Source organism: Pseudomonas agarici, from assembly GCF_001543125.1.
Taxonomy (GTDB): Bacteria; Pseudomonadota; Gammaproteobacteria; order Pseudomonadales; family Pseudomonadaceae; genus Aquipseudomonas; species Aquipseudomonas agarici.
Window position 1 is genome coordinate 2548100 of the sequence record NZ_CP014135.1, and the last position, 23783, is coordinate 2571882.

The following is a 23783-nucleotide window of genomic DNA, read 5'->3' on the forward strand; positions in this document are numbered from 1 at the left end:
ATTGATAGCTTGCAAACAATCGGTTCGATAATCGAACACTTAGTCGGTTATCGGCTTGTTTGCCCCCCAGCCCCGACTTAATCTGGTTTCACTCCGGCGCTGAACCTCGCGCCTTTTTCTTCCACGCTGGCTTGTTGAAACCGGGAGTCTGCATCCATGGCTGAAATCCTTTCGCTGCATGAAGCGGTGAAGCAGTTCGTCAACGACGGTGACACCGTCGCTCTTGAAGGCTTCACTCATCTGATTCCGACCGCAGCAGGTCATGAAATCATTCGTCAGGGCAAGAAAGACCTGACACTGGTGCGGATGACCCCCGACCTGATCTACGACCAGTTGATCGGTGCCGGTTGCGCCCGCAAGCTGATCTTCTCCTGGGGTGGCAACCCAGGTGTCGGTTCCCTGCATCGCCTGCGCGATGCGGTCGAGAAACACTGGCCCCATGATCTGGAAATCGAAGAGCACAGCCACGCCGACCTGGCCAATGCCTACGTTGCGGGTGCTTCTGGCCTGCCATTCGCGGTACTGCGTGCCTACGCCGGTTCCGATCTGCCCAAGGTCAACCCGTTGATCAAGAGCGTGACCTGCCCGTTCACCGGTGAGGTGCTTGCCGCCGTGCCTTCGGTTCGACCCGATGTCACGGTGATCCACGCGCAGAAAGCCGACCGCCAGGGCAATGTGCTGCTATGGGGGATTCTCGGGGTGCAGAAGGAGGCCGCCCTGGCCGCCAGGCGGTGCATCGTCACGGTCGAGGAAATTGTCGATGACTTGAACGCGCCGATGAACTCCTGTGTCTTGCCGACCTGGGCGTTGAGCGCGGTCTGTCATGTACCAGGTGGCGCGCATCCGTCCTATGCCCATGGCTACACCGAGCGCGACAACCGTTTCTATCAGGCCTGGGACCCGATTGCCCGTGACCGTGAAACCTTTACCGCCTGGATCGCTGAATACATCCATGGCACGGCGGACTTCGCCGAGTTCCAGGCCAAGCTGGCCCGTGCGTCGGAGGCAAAATAATGACCTACACCACCAATGAAATGATGACCGTCGCCGCGGCCCGTCGCCTGAAGAACGGCTCGGTCTGCTTTGTCGGTATCGGCCTACCGTCCAAGGCTGCCAACCTGGCACGATTGACCTCTTCGCCGGATGTGGTGCTGATCTACGAATCCGGCCCGATCGGTGCCAAGCCCAGCGTATTGCCGCTGTCCATCGGTGACGGCGAACTGGCGGAAACCGCCGACACCGTGGTGCCCACCGGCGAGATTTTCCGCTATTGGCTGCAAGGTGGGCGGATCGACGTCGGTTTCCTCGGGGCCGCTCAGGTCGACCGTTTTGGCAATATCAACACCACGGTAGTGGGCGATTACTTCTCGCCCAAAGTCCGCTTGCCAGGGGCCGGCGGAGCACCGGAGATCGCCGGTTCGGCGAAGAGCGTACTGATTATTCTCAAGCAATCGGCCCGCTCCTTCGTCGATAAGTTGGACTTCATCACGTCGGTCGGCCACGGCGAAGGCGGCGATTCGCGCAAGCGTCTTGGGCTACCGGGTGCCGGTCCGGTGGGCATCATTACCGACCTGTGCATCATGGAGCCGGAAGCGCACAGCCACGAATTTATCGTCACAGCCCTGCATCCAGGTGTGACCCGTGAACAGGTGATCGCCGCCACGGGTTGGCCTGTGCGTTTCGCCGAGCAGGTGGACAGTACCGCGGCTCCAACCGAAATCGAGCTGGCCGCCTTGCGTGATCTGGAAGCCCGTACCGCTGCCGCCCATGGCCAAGCCCCTGGAGAAGCCTGATGCGTGAAGTCTTTATCTGTGATGCCGTTCGCACGCCGATTGGCCGTTTCGGTGGTGGCCTGGCCGGCGTGCGCGCCGATGATCTGGCCGCTGTGCCGATCAAGGCACTGATGGAGCGCAACCCATCGGTAAACTGGAACGAAGTCGATGAAGTGTTTCTCGGCTGCGCCAACCAGGCCGGCGAGGACAACCGCAACGTCGCGCGCATGGCGTTGCTGCTGGCGGGTCTGCCGCAGAGCATTCCCGGTGTGACGCTCAATCGTCTCTGCGCCTCGGGGATGGATGCGATCGGCACCGCGTTCCGCGCCATTGCCAGCGGTGAGATGGAGTTGGCGATTGCTGGCGGTGTGGAGTCCATGTCGCGTGCCCCGTTCGTGATGGGCAAGGCCGACGCGGCGTTTTCCCGCAATATGAAGCTGGAAGACACCACCATCGGCTGGCGCTTTATCAATCCGTTGATGAAAGCCCAGTACGGTGTAGATTCGATGCCGCAGACCGCCGACAACGTAGCGGACGACTATCAGGTATCCCGTGCCGACCAGGATGCCTTCGCTCTGCGCAGCCAGCAACGCACGGCGGCGGCCCAGGCCGCCGGTTTCTTCGGCGAAGAAATCGTGCCGGTGCGCATTGCCCATAAAAAGGGTGAGACCCTGGTCGAGCAAGATGAGCATCCACGGGCCGATACCACGCTGGAAGCCCTGGGCCGACTTAAGCCGATCAATGGCGCGGACAAGACGGTCACTGCCGGCAATGCTTCCGGTGTCAACGATGGTTCCGCGGCGCTGATCCTGGCCTCTGCCGAGGCAGTGAAAAAACATGGCCTGAGGGCTCGTGCCCGAGTGCTCGGCATGGCCAGCGCCGGGGTCGCCCCGCGAGTCATGGGCATCGGTCCGGTGCCGGCGGTGCGCAAGTTGACCGAACGCCTGGGGCTGGCGGTCAGCGACTTCGACGTTATCGAGTTGAATGAGGCCTTCGCCAGTCAGGGGCTAGCGGTGCTGCGCGAACTGGGAATCGCTGATGATGCGCCACAGGTCAATCCGAACGGCGGGGCGATTGCCCTCGGTCATCCCCTGGGTATGAGCGGTGCGCGTCTGGTGCTGACGGCGCTCCATCAACTGGAAAAGATCGGCGGCAGCAAGGGCCTGGCGACCATGTGCGTAGGCGTCGGACAGGGGCTGGCGCTGGCGATTGAGCGGATCTGAGATCCGTAGGCAATAGAACAGAAGCCCGAATGATGGCCAAGTACCGTCATTTGGGCGATTGTTCTTGCGCAACAGGTGTGTTGCGAAGTATGTCTAGGCAACTAGCCTTCCTACGAGTGAGTAAATATGACAACAACAACGATGCCGTACACCAGCGAGGAGCGCAGCAAAAGGATCTTTGCCATCGTCGGTGCGTCTTCCGGTAATCTGGTCGAATGGTTTGACTTCTATGTCTATGCCTTCTGTGCCATCTATTTCGCCCCGGCCTTTTTCCCTTCCGACGACCCGACGGTACAACTGCTGAACACCGCCGGCGTGTTTGCCGCTGGCTTTCTGATGCGGCCGATCGGCGGCTGGTTGTTTGGCCGCGTCGCGGACAAGCACGGGCGCAAGAATTCGATGATGATCTCGGTGCTGATGATGTGTGCCGGCTCCCTGGTCATCGCCTTCCTGCCGACCTACGCCAGTATCGGTGCCTGGGCTCCGGCGCTGCTGCTGATGGCGCGGCTGTTCCAGGGGCTGTCGGTGGGCGGCGAGTACGGCACTACCGCAACCTACATGAGTGAGGTGGCGTTGCGCGGCCAGCGTGGCTTCTTTGCCTCGTTCCAGTACGTGACCCTGATTGGTGGCCAATTACTGGCGGTGCTGGTCGTGGTGATCTTGCAACAGTTCCTGACCGAGCCCGAACTCAAGGCCTGGGGCTGGCGCATACCGTTCGTGATCGGCGCCATCGCGGCGGTGATCTCATTGTTGCTGCGTCGCTCCTTGAAGGAAACCACCAGCAAGGAAACTCGCCAGGACAAAGACGCCGGCAGTATCCGGGCCTTGTTCCGTGATCACAAGGCGGCGTTTATCACCGTGCTTGGCTACACCGCTGGCGGCTCGCTGATTTTCTATACCTTCACCACGTATATGCAGAAATACCTGGTGAACACTGCGGGGATGACGGTCAAGACCGCCAGCTACATCATGACCGGCGCGCTCTTTCTTTATATGTGCATGCAGCCGCTGTTCGGCATACTCTCGGACAAGATTGGCCGACGTAAGTCGATGCTCTGGTTCGGTGGCCTGGGCACCTTGTGCACGGTGCCGATTCTGTTAGCTCTGAAGACGGTGACCAATCCGTTCCTGGCCTTGGTACTGATCACCTTGGCCCTGGCAATAGTCAGCTTCTACACGTCCATCAGCGGCCTGGTCAAAGCCGAGATGTTCCCGGTGCAGGTGCGCGCGCTGGGTGTCGGTCTGGCCTACGCGGTGGCGAACGCCCTGTTTGGCGGCTCGGCGGAATACGTGGCTTTGAACCTCAAGTCAGTGGGGATGGAAAACACCTTCTATTGGTATGTGACGGCGATGATGGTCGTTGCCTTTCTGTTCAGCCTACGCCTGCCGAAACAGGCGGCGTACCTGCACCACGATCACTGATTGGCCTGCGCGCCCGCCCCGGGCGCGCATTTACCAGGGATTTTGTTATGCCGCGACCGAGCAATCAATTGTTCGATGCCTACTTTATCGCCTGCGATATGAGTGAGGTGTTCTCCGATCAGGGCCGAGTCCAGGCGATGCTGGACTTCGAGGCCGCTCTGGCTCGTGCGCAGGCGCGGGTCGGACTGATTCCCCAGGCGGCTGTTGTGCCTATTGAGGCCGCCTGTCGGGCCGAACTCTATGACTTTTCTGCCCTCGGCGAAGCCATCGCCACAGCCGGCAACTCGGCAATCCCGCTGGTCAAGGCCCTGGGCAAACAGATCGCCGTCGCCGATGCCGAAGCCGAGCGTTATGTACACCTGGGCGCCACCAGCCAGGATGTGATGGACACTGGTCTGGTATTGCAATTGCGCGGCGCCTGGCAACTGATTGACCGTGATCTGCAGCGCCTGGGTGAAGTACTGGTGTCCCAGGCTCGGCGTTATGCGGCCACGCCACTGGCCGGACGGACATGGCTGCAACAGGCGACCCCGGTCACTCTGGGCATGAAGATCGCCGGCTGGCTGGGAGCCATCACCCGCCATCGACAGCGTTTGCGTGAGCTGCAACCGCGTTTGTTCAGCCTGCAATTTGGCGGGGCGTCGGGCACGCTTGCGGCGTTGGGTGATCAGGCGATGCTGGTGGCCGAAGCGCTGGCGGCCGAACTGCAACTCGGCCTGCCGGAGCAGCCCTGGCACACTCAGCGCGATCGCCTGGTGGAGTTCGGCGCCGTGCTCGGATTGGTCGCCGGCAGCCTGGGCAAGCTGGGGCGTGATATCAGCCTGCTGATGCAGACCGAGGCAGCGGAAGTCTTCGAACCGTCGGCGCCGGGCAAGGGGGGATCCTCGACCATGCCGCACAAGCGCAACCCAGTAGGCGCCGCCGTGCTGATCGCGACGGCGACTCGGGTTCCGGGGTTGCTCTCGACCCTGTTCAGTGCCATGCCCCAGGAACACGAACGCAGTCTCGGCTTGTGGCATGCCGAATGGGAGACCCTGCCGGAGATTTGCCGGTTGCTCTCCGGGGCCTTGCAGCAGGCGTTGATTGTCAGCAAGGGCCTGGAAGTCGACCCGGCGCGAATGCTCGAAAACCTCGACCTGACCCAGGGATTGTTGCTGGCCGAGGCGGTGAGCATCGTCTTGGCTCAGCGACTGGGCCGCGACACCGCCCACCACTTGTTGGAGCAATGCTGCAAGCGGGCTGTCGCTGAACGGCGCCACCTGCGTGCGGTGCTAGGCGATGAACGGCAAGTGACCGCTCAATTGTCCGCCGACGAACTGGATCGCCTGCTCGACCCTGCCCACTATCTCGGCCAGGCGCGGACCTGGGTCGAACGTGCCGTGGCTGACCACTTGGCTTTTACCTGAAGGAGATTACCGTGGCTTTTGTACAACTGGCCGAAGGCCAACTGAATTACCGGCTCGATGGCCCGCAGGGTGCTCCGGTACTGGTGTTATCCAACTCCCTGGGCACCGATCTGGGCATGTGGGATACCCAGATACCGGCGTTCTGCGAGCACTTCCAGGTGCTGCGCTACGACACCCGTGGCCATGGTCGCTCGCTGGTCACCGAAGGGCCATACAGTATTGAGCAACTGGGTCAGGACGTGTTGGCGCTGCTCGATGCATTGCAGATCGAACGCGCACATTTCTGTGGTTTGTCCATGGGAGGCTTGATCGGCCAGTGGTTGGGGATTTATGCCGGCGAGCGCCTGAACAAACTGATCGTGTGCAACACGGCGGCAAAGATCGGTGATGCGAGCATATGGAACCCGCGTATTGAAACCGTGCTGCGCGACGGTGAGGCAGCCATGCGTGCCTTGCGCGATGGGGCCATTTCGCGCTGGTTCACGCCGGACTTCTGTGCCCGTCAGCCGGAGCGGGTCACGCCGATTACCGACATGCTCGCCGCCACATCGCCGCAAGGTTATGCGGCCAACTGCTATGCAGTGCGCGATGCCGATTTCCGCGAGCATGTCAGTGCAATCCAGGTGCCCCTGCTGGTGATTTCGGGCAGCGAAGACGCGGTGACGCCACCGTCGGGCGGGATGTTTATCCAGCAGCAGGTGAAGGGCGCCAAGCACGCCGAAGTCCATGCCGCCCATCTGTCGAATGTCCAGGCCAGCGATGACTTCAGCCGCCGGGTATTGGATTTCCTGCTGGCCAAGGTTTGAGGAGCATGATCGTGGACGAAAAACAACGTTACGCCGAAGGTCTGCAAGTACGTCGCGCCGTGCTGGGTGATGCCCATGTCGAGCGCAGCCTGAACAACCTGACCGAGTTCAATTCGGAGTTCCAGGAAATGATTACCCGCCATGCCTGGGGCGATATCTGGACGCGACCGGGGCTACCCCGGCACACCCGCAGCCTGATCACCATTGCTATGTTGATCGGCATGAATCGCGGCGACGAGCTCAAGCTGCACCTGCGCGCGGCGGCCAACAACGGTGTAACCCGCGAGGAGATCAAGGAGGTGCTGATGCAGAGTGCGATCTACTGTGGGATTCCGGCGGCTAATGCGACCTTCCATATGGCGGAGTCGGTGTGGGACGAGTTGGGTGTCGAGTCCCGCTCCTGAGCAACGTTGCGGTTCCTGTGCTGTGATGAGCACGATGCCCTCTCCCTTCGGGACGGAGAGGGCAGAAAGTGGGTACGGTCTCATCTCAAGTCCTACTCCGTTCCTTGCCGCGACGGCTTGATGATATCTTGGTTGCGCAACTGTCTTGACCTGGACCAGGCCAACCTCATGAAATCGGTTTTCGCTGTTCTCTCGATGCTCGCGCTTGCTGTTGGCCTGAGCGGCTGTATCGGCCCGCCGATGCCTTTGACCCCAGGCACGGAGCAAGCCCTGCGCACGCAGGCGCCGATCCGTTTCCTGCTGACTTTCGATGACGGCCCCAGCGCATCGAGTTTCTACAACCCGACCGCTTCAGTGCTCGACGACTTGGCGGCCAACCCGATCCAGCCAGGGATCAAGGCGTTGTTCTTTGTCCAGACCCGTGCTCCAAGGGCTGGCAACAGCGATATCGGTCGTGCGCTGATGCGGCGCGAGCATGCCGAGGGGCATATCCTGGGCTTTCACACCGCAACCCACTGGCACACCAATCATCGCTCGCTGAGTGCGCAGGAACTGGGGCAATCCCTTCTCGATGGCAGTGCCGATATCGCGGCGATCACCGGAGAACCGCCGACCATCCTGCGCCCGCCATTCTGGAATTATGACAAACGCACCTTCGCCGCTTATCAGCAGCATGGCCTGCAGGTGCTGTTGACTGACTTGAGCGCCAATGATGGCAAGGTCTGGGGGATTACCGCCAGCCCGCAGCGCCGGGCCAACTTGCTCAAGCACTTGGCCGAGGTGCGTGAGCAAATCGCCCGTGGCGAGATGCCGGCGGTCGATGGGGTGATCCCGGTGGTGGTGACCTTCCATGACCTTAATCGCTACACCGCCCGGCATATGCAGGAGTATCTGCAGATCCTCATGGACTGTGCGCGGGACACCGGCGTGCGCACCGCCGAACAGCCGTTCTATACAGATCGTCCGGCCTTGTTGCGGGCGGTGATGGCTCGCACAGTGGCCGACAGTTCCGTTCCCGTGCAACTGCCCGGCTTCTGGAATTGGTGGTGGGACAGCAATTCACACTAGTGGCTTGGACGGTGAGTTCGTTAGCTCAAGCTTGGAAGCCGGCAGGCTACTAGCCGACGATCAGGCGTTTTTCGCCGAACGCGTTGCCGCGAACAAACTGGTGTGGTCTCGCGCTTGACCTGTGGGAGATCAGCCATAACGAAAAATGCTCCGTATCTTTCGATACGGAGCATTTTTCGTTATGGCGATGTGGATTGCTAGCCTCTCACACAGCCTGCGACGGCGTTGTGTTGTGTCGCGGCAGAGGCTTCAACCCTTCGATGCCGTTTGGTTGATCGGGCGAGTTTGAGCAGTCTGCTCATTCCAGCCACCGCCGAGGGCCTTGTACAGGTTGACCTCACTGGTGAGTTGCGACAGGCGGTCGCTGATCAGCGACTGCTGGGCAGTGAACAACTGGCGCTGGGCATCCAGGAAGGTCAAATTGCTGTCCACACCAATGCGATAGCGACGCTCGGCCAGGCGGTAGTAATCCTGGTTGGCGGCGACCAGGTCACGCTGAGCCTGCAACTGTTGGTTGAAGGTCTGGCGCGCGGCCAGGCCGTCGGAGACTTCCTTGAAGCCGGTCTGGATCGCTTTCTCGTAGTTGGCCACGCCGATGTCCTTCTGGATCTTCGAGTAATCCAGGCTGGCTCGCAGACTGCCGGCGTTGAAGATCGGAATACTGATATTGGGCGAGAACAACCAAGTCCCCGAGCCGCCCTTGAACAGGCCGCCGAGGTCGGGGCTCAGGGTCCCGGCATTGGCGGTCAGGCTGATGTTCGGGAAGAAGGCGGCCCGGGCCGCGCCGATATTGGCGTTGGCGGCCATCAATTGGTGCTCGGCGCCAAGAATGTCCGGACGACGTTGCAGCAACTCCGATGGCAGGCCGGCGGGCAACTCGCTGAGCAAGTCGGCCGACAGCGGTTGGGCCGTCGGCAGGTTGGCCGGAATGGCGGCTCCCAGCAGCAGGGTCAGGTTGTTCTGGTCTTCGGCCATCTGGCGGGTGAATTGCGCCAGCTTGACTCGCGCACCTTCGACCGAAGTGCGCGACTGGCTCAGGTCCAGGGCAGAGGCGACGCCGACTTCATTGCTACGCGTGGTCAGCTTGTAGCTTTCCTCGTAGGCCGCGAGGGTGTCCTGGGTCAGCTTGAGCAGTTCCCTGTCGGCCTGCCAGGTCAGGTAGGCATTGGCGACGCTGGCCACGAGGCTGATCTGGGTGGTGCGGCGAGCCTCTTCGCTGGCGAAGTAAGTCTGCAGTGCCTGTTCGCTCAAACTGCGGATACGCCCAAACAGGTCCAGCTCATAAGAACTGACCCCGAGAGTCGCCGAGTATTGGCTGTTGATTCCCGCATTGCCGCTTGACGATGCGTTGGCCGGCAGGCGCTGGCGGCTACCGTTGCCGTTGGCGTCGATGGCGGGGAACAGATCGGCACGCTGGATCCTGTATTGGGCACGGTAGGCTTCGATGTTCAGCGCCGCGACGCGCAGGTCGCGGTTGTTTTCCAAGGCGACCTGGATCAGCTGTTGCAAGGCCGGATCGTTGAAGAACTGGCGCCAGCCTTGTTCGGCGGCCGCGACGTTCGCCGCCTGGTCCGGCGAGTAGGCCGGTCCTTGCGGGTACTGTGGCGCTATCGGAGCTTGCGGGCGTTGGTAGTCAGGAATCAACGAGCAACCACTGAGCACGAAGGCGGCGACCGCTATATGAAGAAGGGACTTGCTCATTGACCAGCCTCGTTGCTTGGAGTTTCAGGAGTGTGTGGCTGCTTGTGCGTCTTCTCGCCGCCGATAGACGACACGGTCACGAAGAACAACGGCACCCAGAAAATCGCCAGAATCGTCGCGGTGATCATACCGCCAATTACGCCGCTGCCGATGGCATGTTGGCTGCCCGAGCCGGCGCCGGTGGCAATCGCCAGTGGCACCACGCCGAGGATGAAGGCCAGGGACGTCATGATGATCGGCCGCAGACGCATGCGGCAGGCTTGCACTGCTGCATCGATCAAGCTGTGGCCCTGTTCATGCAGTTCCTTGGCGAACTCCACGATCAGGATGGCGTTTTTCGCTGCCAGCCCGATGGTGGTCAACAGGCCCACCTGGAAGTACACATCGTTGGACAGCCCGCGCAAAGTGGTCGCCAGCAGCGCACCGACAATCCCCAGCGGCACCACCAGTATCACAGCGATCGGAATCGACCAGCTTTCGTACAGTGCGGCAAGACACAGGAATACCATCAGCAAAGATAGGGCGAACAACGCCGGTGCCTGGGAGCCGGACAGGCGCTCCTCGTATGATAGGCCTGTCCAGGAAATACCCACGCCTGCCGGAAGTTTCTTGGCAATAGCCTCGACTTCAGCCATAGCCTGGCCGGTGCTGTAACCTGGAGCGGGCGAGCCGAGAATCTCCATGGCTTCGACGCCGTTGTAGCGCGACAGCTTCGGTGCACCGTAAATCCACTGGCCCTTGGCGAAGGCGGAGAAGGGCACCATCTCGCCCTTGCTGTTGCGTATGTACCACTTCTGTAGGTCTTCAGGGCTCATCCGGGCGCTGGGCTGGCCCTGCACATAGACCTTCTTCACCCGACCACGATCAATGAAGTCATTGATATAGTTGCCGCCCAGGGCAATCGACAGGCTGCTGTCGATGTCCGCCAGGGACACCCCCAGGGCGCTGGCCCGTTCGTTGTCGATGCTCAACTGGTACTGCGGTTCGTCGTTCAGGCCGTTCGGACGTACTTGCGTGAGTACTTTGCTCTGGGCCGCCATGCCGAGGAACTGGTTACGCGCCGCCATCAGTCTGTCATGGCCGATACCGGCCTGGTCCTGCAGGTACACGTCGAAACCGGTGGCGTTACCCAACTCCAATACCGCCGGTGGGGCAAAGGCGAACACTTTCGCGTCGCGAAACGAAAAGAAATGCTGCTGGGCACGGGCCGCCAGGGCGAACACATTGTTGGCGGTGGAGCGCTCGTCCCAGGGCCTGAGCATGATGAAGGCCATGGCCGAACTCTGCCCGCGACCGGCGAAGTTGAAGCCGTTTACGGTAAACACCGAAGCCACCGTGTCGGTTTCCTTGGTCAGCAGGTACTCGCGCATTTTGTCGATCACTACCTGGGTCCGTTCGGCGCTCGAACCGGCCGGAGTCTGGACTTGGGCAAAGAGCACGCCCTGGTCTTCTTCGGGCAGGAACGACGTCGGAATGCGCATGAACAGCCAGATCATGCCGACAAGGATGATCACATAGACCAGCAGGTACGGCGCCTTGTGGCGCAGGATGCCGCTCACCGTGCGCTCGTAGCCACGCACGCCACGGTCGAAATTGCGGTTGAACCAGCCGAAGAAGCCCCGCTTCGCCGTGCCGTGATCACCCTTGGCAATCGGCTTGAGCATGGTGGCGCAGAGTGCCGGGGTGAAGATCAGGGCAACCATCACCGACAGAGCCATGGCCGAAACGATGGTGATCGAGAACTGCTTGTAGATCACCCCGGTCGAACCGCCGAAGAACGCCATCGGCAGCAGTACCGCCGAAAGCACCAGGGCGATACCCACCAGTGCGCCCTGGATCTGCCCCATGGATTTCTTGGTGGCTTCCTTGGGCGACAAGCCTTCCTCGCTCATCACGCGCTCGACGTTTTCCACCACGACGATGGCATCGTCCACCAGCAGGCCGATGGCGAGCACCATGGCGAACATGGTCAGGGTGTTGATGCTGAAACCGGCCGCCGCGAGGATCCCGAAGGTCCCCAGCAACACCACCGGGACGGTCATGGTGGTGATAATGGTGGCGCGGAAATTCTGCAGGAACAGGAACATCACCAGAAACACCAGTACGATCGCTTCGACCAGGGTTTCAATCACCCCCTTGATCGACTCTGTCACCACCGGGGTGGTGTCGTATGGGAATACCACTTTCACGCCTTGCGGAAAGAACGGTTCAAGGTTGGAGATGGTCTTGCGCAGGGCCTTAGCGGTGTCCAGGGCGTTGGCTCCGGCGGCGAGTTTTACTGCCATGCCGGAGGCTGGTTTACCGTTGAACTGAGCGCTGACGCTGTAATTTTCACCCCCGAGGCCGACGTCGGCGACATCGCCCAGGCGCACTTGTGAACCGTCCTGGTTGACCTTGAGCAGAATCGCCTTGAATTGCTCGGCGGTCTGCAGGCGGGTCTTGCCGATAATGGTCGCGTTCAACTGCTGGCCGGGCATGGCCGGCAGACCACCCAGTTGCCCGGAGGACACTTGGACGTTCTGTGCGGCAATGGCGTTCTTGACGTCCACCGGGGTCAGCTTGTAGTTGTTCAGCTTGGCCGGGTCGAGCCAGATGCGCATCGCGTACTGGGCACCGAACACCTGGAAGTCGCCGACACCGGAGGTTCGCGAGATCGGGTCCTGCATGTTGGAGACGATGTAGTTCGACAGGTCATCCTTGGTCATGCTGCCGTCGGTCGATACCACGCCGATGACCATCAGGAAGTTCTTCACCGATTTGGTCACGCGGATGCCCTGGCGTTGCACTTCTTCCGGTAGCAACGGGGTCGCCAGGTTCAGCTTGTTCTGCACCTGGACCTGCGCGGTATCCGGGCTGGTGCCCTGCTCGAAGGTCGCGGTAATGGTCATGCTGCCGTCGGAGTTACTTTCCGAGGCTACATAACGTAGGTTGTCGATGCCGTTGAGCTGTTGCTCGATCACCTGGACCACGGTGTCCTGCACGGTCTGCGCCGAGGCGCCCGGATAGGTCACGGCAATCGCGATAGCCGGCGGTGCGATGGCCGGGTACTGGTTGATCGGCAATTTGAGGATCGATAGAGCCCCGACTAACATGATCACCAGGGCGATAACCCAGGCGAAAATGGGCCGATCGATAAAAAATTTCGACATGGTTTATTCCCCTTTGCTGCCGGCGGCTTTATCTGTTGCCGGTGCAGGGGGCGGGTTGGCTACCTTCACATTGCTGGCTTCGGTGGGCTGGACTTCAATGCCGGGCTGCACGAACTGGAGACCTTCGGTGATCACCCGGTCGCCGGCGTTCAAGCCCTCCTCGATCAGCCATTGACTGCCCAGGGTACGGCTGGCCTTGAGCCGACGCAGCTCGACCTTATTGTCCGGACCGACCACCAACGCGATCGGGGTGCCCTTGAGGTCACGGGTCACGCCTTGCTGTGGCGCGAGAATGGCGGCACTGTTCACGCCGGCCTGCAATTGAGCATGTACGAACATGCCCGGCAGCAGGGTGTGATCGGGGTTCGGGAACACCGCGCGCAGGGTCACCGAGCCGGTGGTTTCATCCACGGTGACTTCCGAGAATTTCAGCTTGCCTTCCTGCGGGTACGAGCTACCGTCTTCCAGGATCAGCTTGACCGTTGCGGCGTTGTCGCCAGCCTTCTGCAGGCGCCCGCTTTCCAGCTCGCGGCGCAGTTGCAATAGCTCGGCGGTGGATTGCGTCACGTCGACGTAGATCGGGTCGAGTTGCGAAATCGTCGCCATGGCCTCGGCCTGGCCGGAGCTGACCAGGGCGCCTTCGGTTACCGACGAGCGACCGATACGCCCAGACAACGGCGCCAATACCTTGGTATAGCGCACGTTGATCTGAGCGCTTTGCAGGGCGGCTTCCGATTGCAAGCGATTGGCGACGGCGGTGTCGTATTCCTGGCGGCTGACAGCCTGTTCGTTCACCAACTGCTTGTAGCGGTCGGAAATCGAACGGGTCGATTGCAGGTTCGCTTCGGCGCTCTTGAGGGTTGCTTCATAGACCGAGGGATCGATTTGATAAAGCTGCTGACCGGCTTTGACGTCGCCGCCTTCCTTGAACAGGCGTTTGAGAATGATGCCGTTGACCTGGGGACGGACCTCGGCGATGCGATAGGCGCTGGTTCGACCTGGAAGCTCGGACGTCAGGGTGAAGGCCTGGGTTTGCAGGGTAACGACACCGACCTGAGGTGCGGGAGGGGCTGGCGCGGCGGCCTTTTCCTCTTTACATCCGCTGAGCAGCGATGCCAGGGCGACGGCGGTGACCAGAGTGGTAATAGCTGGCTTGCGTTGCATGAGGGTCCTCGAGTCAAGCGCGCACGATGCGCACAAGAATAGTGGAAGGGTATTAAAGGTGATCCGGCTGGATAAATAGGTTGCTAATGAATATACTTACATTCATGGTTGTTTGTAAATACGTGCGCTTTTCATGACCGTCGTGACAAAACACTGGATTCATTTCGGGAAAAGGCATAAGAATCGCCGCCCGTCGTTAAGCTCGGATTAGGCCATGGGCCATCCGAGGCACCCTGATTGAGGTTTTACCGCCATGGTCCGTCGCACCAAAGAGGAAGCCCGGGAAACCCGGAGCCAGATACTCGAAGCTGCCGAAAAGGCGTTCTACGAGCGTGGTGTGGCACGCACTACCCTGGCCGATATCGCGACCCTGGCAGGTGTGACACGTGGTGCCATCTACTGGCATTTCAGCAACAAGGCTGATCTGGTGCAGGCGATGCTCGACTCGTTGCGCGAGCCGTTGGATGACCTGGCCAAGGCCAGTGAAAACCGCGAGGAGCTTGATCCATTGGGCTGCATGCGTCAGTTGTTGGTGCATTTCTTTCAGCGGGTTGCCCTTGACCCGAAAGTCCGGCGCATCAATGAAATTTTGTTTCATAAGTGTGAGTTCACCGATGAAATGTGTGATCTGCGTCGCCAGCGACGCGCTGCCAGCGCGGACTGCAATATGCACATCGAGCTGGCCTTGCGTAATGCGGTGAATAGAGGACAGCTTCCCGAGAGCCTCGATACAGCTCGCGCAGCCATCAGTATCCATGCCTGGATCGATGGCATTCTCTATCAATGGTTGCTGGCACCCGACAGCTTTGACCTGGCTGACGATGCTCCACGCTGGGTCGATGCAGGATTGGATATGCTGCTCCTGAGCCCCAGCTTGCGCAATTGACTCAAAGTGCGTAATTGAGTCTAGTTGTGTCAATATTTAAGGCTAATAACAAAAAACACTTGGGCTGCCGATAATGGGCAACATTTATATACCTGTGGGCTGAAACTTGGTAGTTAGTCTCCTAAGTATTTTGTAGCAAATTTGTTGCGAGCGTGTAAATGAATGTATCGAACTTGATGCACAAGAGCGCCGAGCAGCCGCTCAAGGGCATTGTCCTGGTCGCAGGGGCGGTGCTGATGTTCGCCAGCCATGACGCCCTGTCCAAGTATCTGTCGGGTTTTTACCCCATCGTGATGGTGGTCTGGGCCCGCTATGTGGTTCATACCTTGTTGATGCTGGCGGTGTTCGTACCTCGCGGCGGCTTTTCGGCGGCGGTACGCACCCGGCGTCCGGGGTTGCAAGTGTTGCGTGCCTTGTGCTTGATCGGCACCAGCCTGTTTTTCACCACCGGCCTGCGTTATATCCCTCTGGCGGAAGCCACCTCAGTCAACTTCCTTGCCCCCTTGCTGGTGACCGCCTTGTCGGTGCCGCTATTGGGCGAACGAGTGAGCCGTAGGCAATGGGCGGCGGTGATCGTAGGCTTTGTCGGGGTATTGATCGTGGTACGACCGGGCGGGGCATTGTTCACCCCGGCGATCCTGCTACCGTTGGGTTCGGCCCTGTGTTTCGGCTTTTATCAACTGCTGACCCGCACTCTCAGCGGGGTTGACAGCCCGACCACCAGCAACTTTCTGACCGGCATCCTCAACAGCCTGATCATGAGTGCGTTGCTGCCGTTTTTCTGGAGTGTCCCCACCTTAGTCCACGGCCTGTTCATGATCGGCCTGGGGACCTGCGGCATGTTCGGCCATATGCTCCTGACCCAGGCTTTGCGGTATGCCGCCCCAGCGACCTTGGCGCCGTTCAGCTACGGGCAGATTCTATTCGCGGGGATGTACGGTTACCTGATTTTCGATCACATGCCGGATATGGTCGCCCTGGTCGGGATCGTGGTGATCTGCCTGAGTGGATTGGCGGTGGCCTGGGGACAGCGCAAGCGCGGTTCACCCCAGACCGGGCATTCATCCATGGCGATTTCTGCTGATAAAAGGTAGCCGGCCAGACTGCTCACAGCGTCTTGGCCGTGGGTTTCTTGCCCCGGAACTTAAGTGACCGTACAGACCGCTAGGGCACTGTCTTTTATCACGTCCATTCGAGCTTTTTCATGACGGTCCTCCTGAAAAAATACAGCGCAGTCCTTATGCTTTAAGTGTTATGCCGATTTTAAGTTTCATGAGCGACCCTCGCGTGGCGCGGAGCTCTCATAAGCGTCGGCTGTTGGAGCAGAGGACTCAACAGGAATGATTTTCGCCCGTGGTGCGGGAATTTTCCATTGCCGTCAGTGAGTGGAGCGACACTGGTGTATCCGGTGAACCGCACTCCACCGGACGCCCGGAGGGCTCAGCTCATGCTGAACTTCACGCTATAGCTGTAGGGGGGAGCCTTGAGTGTCTTGTTCAAGCGGGCCTTGCAGGACGCCGGACGTTCGCCGATCGACTCGGCTTGCCGTGTCCATACCGGCAGGTAGTTGTGATGGGGCGACTGGGCAAAGCGTTGCTGCAGGGAGTGCTGGGCCGCGAAGTGGCACTTGTGTGGCCCCCAGCCGTAGATGAACCAGGCCCTCGGCCCGGCGAGTTTCAGTTCCCGCCGTTCGCCGCCGGCAATGGAAAAGCTTGAAGGCGCCGCGCCGTTCAGATCGATGCCGGTGCCCAACAGCTCCAGCGGGTGCGAGGAATCGTTGTGGATCTCAACCGCCGTAACGATGCCGGAAGCGAAGGCGGTAAATGAAAGAAGGGCGGAAATGGCTCCGCAAAACAGCGCAATGCTGAAGGATTGCAGCAGGAGGGTCATGTTAATTCCTTTTAAGCTGGATCTTGAAAGCAACACCATTCCAGGGTGCTGCACGCCTTCCCATAGAAGGGAAAAGCGCCGGGTAAGTATGCAGACTGTGGCGAGGAATACCCGCGACAAAGCGCCCTTTGTCCTGTGAGTGTTTTCCGATAGTAGTGTAGCGGAATTCGGTAGATACAAAAAAACACCCCAAAAGTCAGGACGGCTGTCCAACTTTTGGGGGCTGTTCAAGGCAGGGCCTTTTTCGGCTTTAGTGTGTTGCTCGCCACTTACAGCGTTGGGTAGTCGATGTAGCCGACCGCGCCGTTGCCGTAGAAGGTGTCAGGATTGGCATCGTTCAGCGGTGCGTCGGCCTTCAGGCGCGCCGGCAGGTCCGGGTTGGCAATGAAGGGTACACCGAAGGCCACTGCATCGGCCTTGCCGCCGGCCAGCCAGGCATTGGCGCTGTCCTTGGTGAAGCGTTCGTTGGCGATGTAAGGACCGCCGAAAGCTGCCTTGAGCTGTGGGCCGAGACTGTCGGCGGCTTCCTTTTCGCGGGAGCAGATAAACGCGATACCGCGCTTACCCAGCTCGCGAGCGACATAGGTGAAGGTTTCCGAGAGGTTCGCGTCGCCCATGTCATGGGAGTCCGCACGTGGTGCGAGGTGCATGCCGACACGGCCGGCGCCCCAGATTTCCACCACGGCATCGGTAACTTCGAGGAGCAAGCGGGCACGATTTTCCAGAGAGCCACCGTAGCTATCGGTACGCTGGTTGGTGCTGCTTTGCAGAAACTGGTCAAGCAGATAGCCGTTGGCGCCATGGATTTCCACGCCATCGAAGCCGGCGGCCTTGGCGTTTTTCGCGCCGAGGCGGTAGGCGTCGACGATATCGGCGATTTCAGCGGTTTCCAGTGCCCGCGGCGTCGGGAAGTCAGCCAGTGGACGGACCAGGCTGACGTGGCCCTTGGGTTGAATGGCGCTCGGGGCGACTGGCAGTTCGCCGTTCAGGTATGAAGTATGGGAAACCCGGCCGACGTGCCACAGTTGCAGGAAGATCCGGCCACCGGCGGCGTGTACGGCCTTGGTAACGTTGCTCCAGCCACGTACCTGGTCGTCGGACCAGATGCCGGGGGTGTCGGGGTAGCCGACGCCCATTGGGGTGACCGAGGTCGCTTCGCTGAGGATCAGGCCGGCGGAGGCGCGCTGGACGTAATACTCGGCCATCAGAGCGTTCGGCACACGGCCTTCATCGGCGCGGCAGCGGGTCAATGGGGCCATGATGATGCGGTTCGGCAATTCGAGTTCGCCGAGCTTGATTGGATCGAAAATAGTTGCCATGTGGACAATCCTCTTGATGGTTAGTGGGTAGCGGGAACCAGTTCGGCATTGCCGTTCTGGCGGAACGTGATCAGGGTCACCAGCAGTGCAAGCACCGCCAGTGTCGCAGCGGCCGGAGGCACGCTGGTAAGGCCGAAACCGTGGGCAATGACGCTGCCGCCGACCCAGGCACCGAGAGCGTTGCCGAGGTTGAAGGCGCCGATATTCAAGGTCGAGACCAGGTTCGGTGCGGCCTGGCCATAAGTCACCACGTTGACCTGCAAGGCGGGTACGGCGGCGAAGCAGGCAGTGGCCCAGAGGAACAGGGTGATTTCGGCCGGAACCATGATCAGGCTGGTCCAGGTCAGCACCGTAGCCAGTGCCGCCATGGCGATAAAGACCCCAATCAGCGTCGCGGGCAGGCTCTTGTCCGCCAGCTTGCCGCCGATGATGTTGCCGACGGTCAAGCCCAGGCCCATCAGCATCAGGGTCCAGGTCACGCCCCGTGGCGAGACGCCGGTGACGTCGCGAAGCAACGGTGCGATGTAGGTGAACAGGGCGAATACCGAGGCTGAGAACAGCACGGTCATGCTCAGGGACAACCACAGACCGGCGCCCTTGAGGGCCGCGAGTTCGGCGCGCATGTCGAGTTTTTCTTCGTCACGCTTGGCTGGCAGGAAGCGAAGCAGGCCGATTAGCGCAATCACGCCGATGACGGTCACCGCCCAGAAGGTCGAACGCCAGCCGGCCTGTTGACCCAAGGCAGTGCCCAGGGGCACGCCGAGCACGTTGGCCAGAGTCAGGCCGGTGAACATCAGGGCCACGGCCGAGGCGCGCTTGTCCGGGCTGACCAGATTGGCCGCCACCACCGAGCCGATGCCGAAGAAGGCGCCATGGCACAGGGCGGTGACAATACGGGCGAGCATTAACACGTTGTAGTCGCTGGCCACCGCGCACAGCAGGTTGCCAACGATGAAGATCCCCATCAGGGCCACCAAGGCTGCCTTGCGTGGCAGTCGGGCAGTGGCCATGGCCATGAAGGGGGCGCCGATGGCTACGCCCAGTGCGTAGCCGGTCACCAGCCAGCCAGCACCGGGGATCGAGACCCCAAGGTCGGTCGCCACATCGGGTAATAGACCCATGATGACGAACTCGGTGGTACCGATGGCGAAGGCGCTCAGGGCCAGGATAAGTAGCGAGAGAGGCATCGATTGCGGTCCTTTTAGAGCTCTTGGCTCATGGTGCGGAGGAATGCCTGAATGGTTTCCTCGTTGCGTTTGAAGAAGTGCCACTGGCCGACCTTCTGGCTGCTGATCAGGCCGGCTCGTTGCAGTGTCGCCAGATGCGCCGACACGGTCGACTGCGACAAGCCGCAGCGTTGGTCGATCTGTCCGGCACAGATACCGTATTCATGGTTATGGTGCTGCTCGGGGAATTGGTTTTCCGGATCTTTCAACCAGCTGAGGATGTCTCGGCGTACTGGATGTGCCAGTGCTTTTATTATTTCGTCGAGGTCAAGGGTCATGGTGGTGTCTCAAGGTAGTAAAACGCTATATCGCGATGGAGCGAAATATAAATCGATATTTCGCGATATACAAATATGATTTCGCTCTGACTTCCCTATAAATCGCTATATCGAGTTATAACGATATGAGAGCAAAAGTGCTAAGCTGCGTGACATGAACTATCTCGCACACCTGCATCTGGGCGGCCAGCGCCCGGAACAACTGCTCGGCAGCCTCTATGGCGATTTCGTCAAGGGGCGTGTGGAGGGGCAATTCACGCCTTCGATTGAGGCCGCGATTCGGTTGCATCGGCGGATCGACGTGTTCACTGATCGGCATCTTCTGGTGGGCCGGGCACTGTCGCGTTTCAGCCTGACCCGACGGCGTTATGCCGGAATCGTCCTGGATGTGTTCTTCGACCATTGTCTGGCACGGGACTGGGCATTGTATGCCGAGGGCGCGCTGGACAGTTTTACCGCTGGCGTCTATCGCATCCTGGCGAGCGAGCCACGGCTGCCGGGGCGCCTGGCGCAGGTCGCACCCTATATGGCGGCGGATGACTGGCTGGGTTCATATCGCCAGTTCGAGGTGCTGCGCCCGGTGCTGCGGGGGATTTCCCGACGCCTGTCGCGACCCGAGGAACTGGCCCATGCGATGCATGAGCTGGAACTGTTATATGAGCCCCTGAGCGAGGATTTCCGGCTGTTCTATCCAGAGTTGCGGGCATTTTCGCAGGAGCAGCTACGAGAACCTTGAGCACGGGGTCTACATTGACTGGGTGGCGAGGAGGCTTGCCCCGAGGGGCAAGTGCCGCCCGCCACAAGGTTTTTTATGCTGCTTGCGATCGGCCTGTGTCGATTTCGACCGGGCGTGGCGCTGTGCGCGTCACTTCGGCGGTTTCGCCAAACAGCGCCATCTGCACTTTCTGTTGGGCCAGGAACGCCAGCGTCGCGCGTTCTTGGCCATTGCAAGCAATCGGCGCCAGCAACTGGATTTCCACATCGCCCTGATCGTTGGAAAACAAGCGCATCAGGTGCGAAAGCAAATCATCATCGCCAATAAAAGGCGCGAGCAGGTCAGGTTGCCCATCGCGCAGGTAACGAATGGCCACGGGTTGTAACGAGACGTCCGCCTCAATGGCCGCCGACAGCAGGCGACCGTGGAAGGTGCGCAATGAACGGCCATCGGTGGTGGTGCCTTCCGGGAACATCAACAAGGAATGTCGCTGCTCCAGATGACGGGTCATCTGCTTGCGGACCAATTGGCTATCGCCCGAACCCCGACGGATAAACAAACAGCCGGCTTTTGCTGCCAGCCAACCCGCCACCGGCCAGGTGCGGACTTCGGCCTTGGACAGGAAGGACAGCGGAGTCAGCGCCCCCAGTAGGGCAATATCGGTCCACGACACGTGATTACTGACCCACAGCATCGGTTGCGTCGGCAAGGTGCCACGCAGGGTCACGCGAAAGGGCAGGGCATTGCTCAGGCGCGCCATGAAAAAACGCGACCAGCGCTGACGCCGGACCATCGAATTGGCGATACCCAGGCGCTCGAACAGGCCGAATACACTGGCCATGCCCATACCCAGGCAGACCACCAACAGCACTCGGACTATTCGGGCATACACCCGCAGCCGGCTCATTACACTGCCGCCTTGAAGTGCCGGGCATAACGCGGGCATAACTCGTCGCGCTTGAGTAGGGTGAAGACGTCGGCCACCTGGAAATCTTCATCCCAGCACGGCTCGCCGCAGATCTTCGCGCCCAGGCGCATGTAAGCCTTGAGTAGTGGCGGCATTTCGGTGATGACGTTGCCGGGGATATCCAGGGGCGGCAGCGGTTTCTTCGGTTCGGCGCGCAGGTGTTCGGTGCTCAGATAGCGTTCACGCAGACGCTGCATGATCGCCTGGGCCTGGATCCCACCGTCCTGCATCGGAATGCTTGCGCAACCCATCAGGTAGCTGTAGCCGCCTTCGTTGAGCACTTCGGCCAGTTCGCCCCAGAGCACGGCAATGGTGCCGCCGTTGCGGTAGGCCGGGTCGACGCAGGTACGGCCGATTTCCAGGATCGGGCCTTTCAGGTGGCCCAGACCATGCAGGCTGAATTCTTCTTCACTGTAGAAGCGCCCCAGGGTGTTGGCGGCCTTATGGTCGAGCAAACGCGTGGTCGCCACCAGGCGACCGCTGTTCAAGTCGCGCACGCCGATGTGGCTGCAGTGCACATCATAATCATCCATATCCAGACCGAGCTCGGCACCTTTCAGCTTGGCATTGAATTCGCCGCTGAAAACGTTAAAGCGCAAGGTTTGGGCTTCTCGCAAGGCCGCTGTGCCCAATAGGCGCTCGGCTTGCAGGCGGCGTTCATTGCCGGTGTCGCTGATGCGGGCGATCTGAGTCATAACGCGTCTCCGGTTGCCGGCCAGGGTTACGGCCAGTCGACTTTGTTGTGCTCAGTCAGGCTATGTAGGCCTGGTGTCATCGCCATGAAGCTTTGGTGATGCTTACATGACAACCTTCAGGACACTCGCCGGGTATTGGCCGTTGGAACCGAGCTTGGCCGGGGACCGAGCAGAACTGTCATCAAGTCCCGCTAGACTTTTTCGAGGCTATTTCTCCGAGCTTGCCCCATGCCCAAGGGTTCAACCTTTTTCGTGGTATTGCTGCTGGTCATTTCTACCGCACGCGCCGAAAGTTGGCCTGACAGCGAATGGAGCCATGAGCCGCAGATGACCGGCCCTGCCGTCGAGGCCCTGCGGGCCTATGCCTTTACGACACGCGACGATGCAACCCGCACGGGTGTGCGCACCGACGCCCTGCTGGTGATCCGGCGGGGTCGGATCGTCTACGAGCAGTATGCCGGACCCACTCGCGTCGATACCCCGCATCTCACCTGGTCGATCAGCAAGAGCATCATGGCCACGGTCCTCGGCGTGGCCTATGGCCAAGGGCTGTTCCAGTTGCATGACCCGGTGGCGAAGTTCTACCCACCGTTTCGGGTGCATCCCAAGGTCACTTTGGAACACCTGTTGAACTGGGCTTCGGGCATCGACTGGCAAGAGGACTATGAATATGCACCGTTGAAATCATCGGTGGTGGCGATGCTATATACCCTCGGCCACGCCGACATGGCCGGTTACACCGCCAACCATGGCGAATACAGCAAGCCCGGCCAGGCTTTCCGTTATTCCAGTGGCGACAGCAACGTGCTGGCGGCGGCCTTGCAAAAGATCGTCGGCGCCCAGCGTTATCCGGACTTTCCCTGGACGGCTCTGTTCGACCCGTTGGGTATTCGGGGGGCCGTCTGGGAGCGTGATGGCAGCGGCACCTTCGTGGCATCGTCCTATACCTATATGACCGCCCGCGATCTGGCTCGGATCGGTCTGTTGATGGCACGCAACGGTCGCTGGCGAGACCGTCAATTACTGCCCGAGGCGTGGGTCGATTTCAACCGGCGACCGGCTGCGGCCTACAAGCCGGGGCAGGATGAGGCCGTGGCGGGTGGGCAGTGGTGGCTCAATCGGCCGATAGAGGGGGCGCCCAAGCCATGGCCGGACGCGCCAGCCGATACCTTCGCCGCACTCGGGCACTGGGGGCAGGCGTTGTATGTGATCCCCAGCGCCGACCTGGTGATCGTGCGCTACGGCGATGATCGCGACGGCAGCTACCGTCACAACGAGCTGCTCAGGCGTGCCCTGTTGGCCTTTGCACCGAGGGTGCGGCCATGAGGTGCGCGCGCGTTGTGCGGCGTCACCCGTTCATCAGCTTGTGGGTGTTGTCGCTGTTGGCGCTGCTCGCCTGGGCCTGGCACGAGCGCGTCGCCCTGGGGGCTTTCCCGAGGATCATCAGTGCCTATACCGCCAAGGAGTATTGTTCCTGTCGATATGTCATGAATAACCCCGCCGACTATTGCCGCGGGTATGTGAAGCAAACCGTGCCGGTCAGCCACTTTGTCGACGATCCGAGTCGGCGCCGGGTCAGTGCCGAAGGCCTCGGATACAGCGGCACGGCAGTCTGGGTCGGTGAGCGGGAAGGCTGTCGACTGGCGCCTTGAGACGTTGTTTGCCACCTCAACCGTGGACGGTTAAGGTGGC

The 23783-nt window shown here is 60.6% G+C and carries 22 protein-coding genes; 13 read left to right on the forward strand and 9 right to left on the reverse strand.

Annotated features, from left to right (window positions below):
- Nucleotides 1-156 precede the first annotated feature (156 nt).
- From AWM79_RS11160 to AWM79_RS11195, 8 genes are all read left to right on the forward strand, one after another.
- Nucleotides 157-1014: a CoA transferase subunit A gene (locus tag AWM79_RS11160; protein ID WP_017131021.1), complete on the forward strand. Its 858-nt coding sequence runs from the start codon at nucleotides 157-159 to the stop codon at nucleotides 1012-1014.
- Nucleotides 1011-1793, forward strand: a complete 783-nt coding sequence (locus AWM79_RS11165; protein ID WP_176986623.1) for a CoA-transferase subunit beta — start codon at nucleotides 1011-1013, stop codon at nucleotides 1791-1793. Before AWM79_RS11160 ends, AWM79_RS11165 begins: the two co-directional genes overlap by 4 nt.
- On the forward strand, nucleotides 1790-2995 hold the full coding sequence (gene pcaF, locus AWM79_RS11170; RefSeq protein WP_176986624.1) for a 3-oxoadipyl-CoA thiolase: 1206 nt from the start codon (nucleotides 1790-1792) through the stop codon (nucleotides 2993-2995). The genes AWM79_RS11165 and pcaF overlap by 4 nt, the downstream gene beginning before the upstream one ends.
- Before the next feature lie 126 nt (nucleotides 2996-3121).
- Nucleotides 3122-4417, forward strand: a complete 1296-nt coding sequence (locus tag AWM79_RS11175) for an MFS family transporter (protein ID WP_060782833.1) — start codon at nucleotides 3122-3124, stop codon at nucleotides 4415-4417.
- A 47-nt stretch (nucleotides 4418-4464) separates the two neighbouring features.
- On the forward strand, nucleotides 4465-5823 hold the full coding sequence (locus AWM79_RS11180; protein ID WP_060782834.1) for a 3-carboxy-cis,cis-muconate cycloisomerase: 1359 nt from the start codon (nucleotides 4465-4467) through the stop codon (nucleotides 5821-5823).
- Nucleotides 5824-5834: 11 nt separating this feature from the next.
- Nucleotides 5835-6629 carry a 3-oxoadipate enol-lactonase gene (gene pcaD / locus AWM79_RS11185; protein WP_060782835.1) on the forward strand — a complete coding sequence of 265 codons (795 nt, stop codon included), beginning with the start codon at nucleotides 5835-5837 and terminating at the stop codon, nucleotides 6627-6629.
- A gap of 11 nt (nucleotides 6630-6640) precedes the next feature.
- Nucleotides 6641-7033, forward strand: coding sequence for a 4-carboxymuconolactone decarboxylase (gene pcaC / locus AWM79_RS11190; protein WP_026013073.1), 393 nt, complete (start codon nucleotides 6641-6643; stop codon nucleotides 7031-7033).
- Between the two features lie 168 nt (nucleotides 7034-7201).
- Nucleotides 7202-8101 (forward strand): polysaccharide deacetylase family protein, encoded by a 900-nt coding sequence (locus AWM79_RS11195; RefSeq protein WP_208599938.1) that lies wholly within the window; start codon nucleotides 7202-7204, stop codon nucleotides 8099-8101.
- Between the two features lie 249 nt (nucleotides 8102-8350).
- Here AWM79_RS11195 and AWM79_RS11200 read toward each other — a convergent pair whose 3' ends face one another.
- From AWM79_RS11200 to AWM79_RS11210, 3 genes are read right to left on the reverse strand one after another with little or no spacing between them, the layout of a single operon-like run.
- Nucleotides 8351-9802 carry an AdeC/AdeK/OprM family multidrug efflux complex outer membrane factor gene (locus tag AWM79_RS11200; protein ID WP_060782836.1) on the reverse strand — a complete coding sequence of 484 codons (1452 nt, stop codon included), beginning with the start codon at nucleotides 9800-9802 and terminating at the stop codon, nucleotides 8351-8353.
- Nucleotides 9799-12951 (reverse strand): efflux RND transporter permease subunit, encoded by a 3153-nt coding sequence (locus AWM79_RS11205; protein WP_060782837.1) that lies wholly within the window; start codon nucleotides 12949-12951, stop codon nucleotides 9799-9801. The genes AWM79_RS11200 and AWM79_RS11205 overlap by 4 nt, the downstream gene beginning before the upstream one ends.
- Nucleotides 12952-12954: 3 nt before the next feature.
- Nucleotides 12955-14115: an efflux RND transporter periplasmic adaptor subunit gene (locus AWM79_RS11210; RefSeq protein WP_017131012.1), complete on the reverse strand. Its 1161-nt coding sequence runs from the start codon at nucleotides 14113-14115 to the stop codon at nucleotides 12955-12957.
- A gap of 253 nt (nucleotides 14116-14368) precedes the next feature.
- On the opposite strand from AWM79_RS11210, the gene emhR reads away from it, so the two are divergent.
- Nucleotides 14369-15001, forward strand: coding sequence for an efflux system transcriptional repressor EmhR (gene emhR / locus AWM79_RS11215; protein WP_017131011.1), 633 nt, complete (start codon nucleotides 14369-14371; stop codon nucleotides 14999-15001).
- Nucleotides 15002-15159: 158 nt separating this feature from the next.
- Nucleotides 15160-16095: a DMT family transporter gene (locus tag AWM79_RS11220; RefSeq protein WP_060782838.1), complete on the forward strand. Its 936-nt coding sequence runs from the start codon at nucleotides 15160-15162 to the stop codon at nucleotides 16093-16095.
- A 346-nt stretch (nucleotides 16096-16441) separates the two neighbouring features.
- On the opposite strand, the gene AWM79_RS11225 is transcribed toward AWM79_RS11220, so the two are convergent.
- The 4 genes from AWM79_RS11225 to AWM79_RS11240 form a co-directional block, all read right to left on the reverse strand.
- The gene (locus AWM79_RS11225) at nucleotides 16442-16891 is read right to left on the reverse strand and encodes a hypothetical protein (protein ID WP_060782839.1); all 450 of its coding nucleotides are present in this window, start codon (nucleotides 16889-16891) and stop codon (nucleotides 16442-16444) included.
- A gap of 269 nt (nucleotides 16892-17160) precedes the next feature.
- A complete protein-coding gene (locus AWM79_RS11230) occupies nucleotides 17161-18210 on the reverse strand; it encodes an alkene reductase (RefSeq protein WP_060782840.1) in 1050 nt (349 codons plus the stop codon).
- Nucleotides 18211-18230: 20 nt separating this feature from the next.
- Nucleotides 18231-19397 (reverse strand): MFS transporter, encoded by a 1167-nt coding sequence (locus AWM79_RS11235; RefSeq protein WP_060782841.1) that lies wholly within the window; start codon nucleotides 19395-19397, stop codon nucleotides 18231-18233.
- Between the two features lie 14 nt (nucleotides 19398-19411).
- Nucleotides 19412-19714, reverse strand: coding sequence for an ArsR/SmtB family transcription factor (locus AWM79_RS11240; protein WP_017131006.1), 303 nt, complete (start codon nucleotides 19712-19714; stop codon nucleotides 19412-19414).
- Between the two features lie 154 nt (nucleotides 19715-19868).
- On the opposite strand from AWM79_RS11240, the gene AWM79_RS11245 reads away from it, so the two are divergent.
- Nucleotides 19869-20450 (forward strand): acyl carrier protein phosphodiesterase, encoded by a 582-nt coding sequence (locus AWM79_RS11245; protein WP_017131005.1) that lies wholly within the window; start codon nucleotides 19869-19871, stop codon nucleotides 20448-20450.
- A gap of 73 nt (nucleotides 20451-20523) precedes the next feature.
- On the opposite strand, the gene AWM79_RS11250 is transcribed toward AWM79_RS11245, so the two are convergent.
- Both AWM79_RS11250 and olsB read right to left on the reverse strand, forming a co-directional pair.
- The gene (locus AWM79_RS11250) at nucleotides 20524-21336 is read right to left on the reverse strand and encodes a lysophospholipid acyltransferase family protein (RefSeq protein ID WP_060782842.1); all 813 of its coding nucleotides are present in this window, start codon (nucleotides 21334-21336) and stop codon (nucleotides 20524-20526) included.
- Complete coding sequence (olsB, locus tag AWM79_RS11255) at nucleotides 21336-22091, reverse strand: L-ornithine N(alpha)-acyltransferase (protein WP_060782843.1); 756 nt, start codon at nucleotides 22089-22091, stop codon at nucleotides 21336-21338. The genes AWM79_RS11250 and olsB overlap by 1 nt, the downstream gene beginning before the upstream one ends.
- Nucleotides 22092-22319: 228 nt before the next feature.
- On the opposite strand from olsB, the gene AWM79_RS11260 reads away from it, so the two are divergent.
- The gene (locus tag AWM79_RS11260; RefSeq protein ID WP_017131002.1) at nucleotides 22320-23417 is read left to right on the forward strand and encodes a serine hydrolase domain-containing protein; all 1098 of its coding nucleotides are present in this window, start codon (nucleotides 22320-22322) and stop codon (nucleotides 23415-23417) included.
- The gene (locus tag AWM79_RS11265) at nucleotides 23414-23743 is read left to right on the forward strand and encodes a hypothetical protein (RefSeq protein ID WP_026013071.1); all 330 of its coding nucleotides are present in this window, start codon (nucleotides 23414-23416) and stop codon (nucleotides 23741-23743) included. Before AWM79_RS11260 ends, AWM79_RS11265 begins: the two co-directional genes overlap by 4 nt.
- Nucleotides 23744-23783 lie beyond the last annotated feature (40 nt).

Excerpts from the sequence above, each read along its gene's own strand:
- AWM79_RS11175 (WP_060782833.1), top strand. The coding sequence starts at position 3,122 with ATGACAACAACAACGATGCCGTACACCAGCGAGGAGCGCAGCAAAAGG.
- AWM79_RS11180 (WP_060782834.1), top strand. The coding sequence starts at position 4,465 with ATGCCGCGACCGAGCAATCAATTGTTCGATGCCTACTTTATCGCCTGC.
- AWM79_RS11250 (WP_060782842.1), bottom strand. The coding sequence starts at position 21,336 with ATGAGCCGGCTGCGGGTGTATGCCCGAATAGTCCGAGTGCTGTTGGTG.
- AWM79_RS11245 (WP_017131005.1), top strand. The coding sequence starts at position 19,869 with ATGAACTATCTCGCACACCTGCATCTGGGCGGCCAGCGCCCGGAACAA.
- AWM79_RS11195 (WP_208599938.1), top strand. The coding sequence starts at position 7,202 with ATGAAATCGGTTTTCGCTGTTCTCTCGATGCTCGCGCTTGCTGTTGGC.
- AWM79_RS11160 (WP_017131021.1), top strand. The coding sequence starts at position 157 with ATGGCTGAAATCCTTTCGCTGCATGAAGCGGTGAAGCAGTTCGTCAAC.
- olsB (WP_060782843.1), bottom strand. The coding sequence starts at position 22,091 with ATGACTCAGATCGCCCGCATCAGCGACACCGGCAATGAACGCCGCCTG.
- AWM79_RS11235 (WP_060782841.1), bottom strand. The coding sequence starts at position 19,397 with ATGCCTCTCTCGCTACTTATCCTGGCCCTGAGCGCCTTCGCCATCGGT.
- AWM79_RS11210 (WP_017131012.1), bottom strand. The coding sequence starts at position 14,115 with ATGCAACGCAAGCCAGCTATTACCACTCTGGTCACCGCCGTCGCCCTG.
- AWM79_RS11265 (WP_026013071.1), top strand. The coding sequence starts at position 23,414 with ATGAGGTGCGCGCGCGTTGTGCGGCGTCACCCGTTCATCAGCTTGTGG.
- AWM79_RS11225 (WP_060782839.1), bottom strand. The coding sequence starts at position 16,891 with ATGACCCTCCTGCTGCAATCCTTCAGCATTGCGCTGTTTTGCGGAGCC.
- AWM79_RS11205 (WP_060782837.1), bottom strand. The coding sequence starts at position 12,951 with ATGTCGAAATTTTTTATCGATCGGCCCATTTTCGCCTGGGTTATCGCC.
- AWM79_RS11230 (WP_060782840.1), bottom strand. The coding sequence starts at position 18,210 with ATGGCAACTATTTTCGATCCAATCAAGCTCGGCGAACTCGAATTGCCG.
- AWM79_RS11260 (WP_017131002.1), top strand. The coding sequence starts at position 22,320 with ATGCCCAAGGGTTCAACCTTTTTCGTGGTATTGCTGCTGGTCATTTCT.
- AWM79_RS11200 (WP_060782836.1), bottom strand. The coding sequence starts at position 9,802 with ATGAGCAAGTCCCTTCTTCATATAGCGGTCGCCGCCTTCGTGCTCAGT.
- AWM79_RS11240 (WP_017131006.1), bottom strand. The coding sequence starts at position 19,714 with ATGACCCTTGACCTCGACGAAATAATAAAAGCACTGGCACATCCAGTA.
- AWM79_RS11220 (WP_060782838.1), top strand. The coding sequence starts at position 15,160 with ATGAATGTATCGAACTTGATGCACAAGAGCGCCGAGCAGCCGCTCAAG.
- emhR (WP_017131011.1), top strand. The coding sequence starts at position 14,369 with ATGGTCCGTCGCACCAAAGAGGAAGCCCGGGAAACCCGGAGCCAGATA.